This window comes from 'Vigna radiata' phytoplasma, from assembly GCF_030586915.1.
In the GTDB taxonomy this organism is placed as follows: domain Bacteria; phylum Bacillota_I; class Bacilli_A; order Acholeplasmatales; family Acholeplasmataceae; genus Phytoplasma; species Phytoplasma australasiaticum.
In genome coordinates, this window is the sequence record NZ_JAOSIS010000044.1 from 1 (window position 1) to 2,501 (window position 2,501).

At 25.2% G+C, this 2,501-nt stretch carries 4 protein-coding genes and 1 pseudogene; all 5 read right to left on the bottom strand.

Translation table 11 applies throughout. From position 1 onward, the window contains the following. Window positions 1–459: pseudogene (locus tag OC710_RS02615) on the bottom strand (hypothetical protein); the annotation flags it as partial. A 230-nt stretch (window positions 460–689) separates the two neighbouring features. Then, window positions 690–824: a hypothetical protein gene (locus OC710_RS02620; protein WP_304515007.1), complete on the bottom strand. Its 135-nt coding sequence runs from the start codon at window positions 822–824 to the stop codon at window positions 690–692. After that, on the bottom strand, window positions 794–1,453 hold the full coding sequence (locus OC710_RS02625; protein WP_304513470.1) for an SVM family protein: 660 nt from the start codon (window positions 1,451–1,453) through the stop codon (window positions 794–796). Before OC710_RS02625 ends, OC710_RS02620 begins: the two co-directional genes overlap by 31 nt. Before the next feature lie 24 nt (window positions 1,454–1,477). After that, window positions 1,478–1,606, bottom strand: a complete 129-nt coding sequence (locus OC710_RS02630; RefSeq protein ID WP_275040461.1) for a hypothetical protein — start codon at window positions 1,604–1,606, stop codon at window positions 1,478–1,480. Window positions 1,607–1,829: 223 nt separating this feature from the next. Then, a complete protein-coding gene (locus OC710_RS02635; protein WP_004994597.1) occupies window positions 1,830–2,102 on the bottom strand; it encodes a hypothetical protein in 273 nt (90 codons plus the stop codon). Window positions 2,103–2,501 lie beyond the last annotated feature (399 nt).

Below are 2,501 nucleotides of genomic sequence, written 5' to 3' on the forward strand. Positions count from 1 at the left end.
ATTAATTGTAATACTTTTGAGGTGCAGCGCAAGCATCCCAAAAAGACCCAAGCTTCTTCAATCGCAATTTCATATTTTAAAAGGTCTTCTAGGGTGTATTCATAGTCATCTCGAGGATATTTCTTCTTAAAAGGGTTTTGTTTGGCTTTTAAAAAAAGCACAGATTAATCCTGCATGAGGATTTTTGAGTTCCAAGCAGAAGAAATTTTCGGCATAAGGATTGTAGGCAGGGTTATCCAAACCATAAGTAGAAGTTTCAATGTTGAAATATTTTAAGATTTCGGGGATACTTTCTTTGAATAAAACATAAAAATCATATTTTTTCATTTTGGGTTGATAGGATAGCTATTCTTTTCGGATAGTCTCGTAATCGGCTAATTTGATATCTGATTTATTTTGACGATGAAAATAAGAATTTGTATTAGCGCAGATGAGAGGAATAAAATTAAAAATAATCATGAATAATGTTATAAATTAATATTTAAAGAAAGGAATTTTTGGTTATTTTTGACATTTTTAAGGACCTCCTGTTTTTAGTTAATAAAGATATTTATTTATTATTAATAGAAATAAAAAAAAGACTCTTGTTTAAAGAGTCTGGCTATTTGATAAGTGATAGTTAAATAAAAAAGACCCCTCGAAAGGGTCTTTTTGGGGTTATAAAAAATATTTATTTCTTTTTATATATTTTATAAAAAAATACAGTTACAAATCGATTTAGATTTTTTTTGAACCTTGAATTCTTGATTTATTTCTTCTTGATTTATTTCTTGTTCATCATTAATTAATGTGTTTATGATTTTTTTAAATTCAAAACTTGACATTCTTTTTTTTGTAATAACTCTTCAGCAATAATACATAAATAATTTCTATATTTTATTATAACTTCCTCTGCCATTTTTTGAGCAATATTTTTTAATATATTTTTTTGTTCTTCTATAGAATTGGCATTTGAGTATAAATCTAAAAATAATTTATTTTGAATAATTTTTTTTAATATTATTTTTATTTCTTTTTCGTCGTGTTGGAATCTATATTTAATTTGTTCTAAAGGTTCATTAGTTGTTTTTTCTGCTTCTATACCTCCAAAATAGAAAGCTAATTGATCCAACAAACTAAAATGATCATCATCTGCTTGAAATGTAGTAGTCCCTGCAATAAGGTTTTCTTGTTGTTTGTCTAAATTTATCCTTGCAATATCAATAAGAGAATGTCTTTGACCTAATTCATAAGCAACTATGGCATGTCCTACTTCATGTAAGGCATAAATTTTATCAATATTTACTTCTGAATCATTCGAAAATAATATTTCTTCGTCTTTTACTTCTGAAAAAGATTTATTTTTGTCATTTTTCATTGCCATAACTTTGTAATTATTTACAACGAATAAAAATCCTAAAAAAATAAATAAAATAATATTAAATAATGATAATTGTTTGTTTAATTTAAACATAAATAATATAACTCCTTTTTTTATTTATCCCTCAGCTGAGGTGATTTCGTAGAGTTCGTTTAATTGAGAATAAATTAAATTTTTATATTGTTTTTCGAAAATTTCATATGTTTCTTCTGACTCTTTTTTGGCTTTTTCAGCATGAATTAACATATCTTAATATTTTCTTTGGGTTGCTTCTAATTTACCAATTTGAATTTTGATTTCGTCAATTTTACCAACTATTTTTAAAATTTCATTTCGGAGTTTATCGATTTTATTTTCGTTAACTTTTCTATCAATTTTGAATCTATCAACTTCTGGTCGTTTTTTTCTAGTTGTTTTTCTAATGCTAATTTTTGTTGTTAAAAAGATATTATTTGTGGAGAAATAGAATTTAATTGCGATTGGTATTCATCACATTTATTTTGATATTTGTTAATTTCATCTTTTTTTCATTTAAATAACCTAAATCCAATCCCCAACTATTTTTAAGTTTATCGATTTCTTCTTGTTCTCGTTCTGATAAATCAGTTGGTAATAAAGTAGGATTAATAGGTTCGGAAAAAAGATATTTTTTCATTTGTTCTAAACGAGCCGCAGTTGTTTTAATTTTAGGGATGGGTTGCTTTTTCACAGAACGTTTTGGTCTAGGAAGATTCGGGAGCACTTCAGAAGATAATGATTCTGGTGAAGATACTAGGGTTTTTTCTTTTTGATTTTGAAACCAGAAATAACAAAAAACAAGTCCGAAAACGATAAGAAGGAATATAAAAAACCATTTTTTTGAAAAAAATTTGATTTATTAATTATTAGAATAACCTTTCTTAATAATAGTGATAATTAAATAAAATAATTATCACTATTATACAATTTTATTAATAAAATTATTAACTAAAATAATCATTTATTTAGAATTCTAACCATTTCTGGGATTTCGCGCTGCACCTCAAAAGTATTACAATTAATAAAATCTGTTAATTATATTCAAGATCAACTTTCTTAGTTGATCTTTTTTTGTTTTTTTTCTTAGGATAGATGGTTGTTTTAATATTACTGCGGTCTTTGA

What these genes read in the sequence shown, in the direction of transcription:
- OC710_RS02620 (WP_304515007.1), bottom strand. Translation starts at nt 824, where the DNA reads ATGTCAAGTTTTGAATTTAAAAAAATCATAAACACATTAATTAATGAT.
- OC710_RS02625 (WP_304513470.1), bottom strand. Translation starts at nt 1,453, where the DNA reads ATGTTTAAATTAAACAAACAATTATCATTATTTAATATTATTTTATTT.
- OC710_RS02630 (WP_275040461.1), bottom strand. Translation starts at nt 1,606, where the DNA reads ATGTTAATTCATGCTGAAAAAGCCAAAAAAGAGTCAGAAGAAACATAT.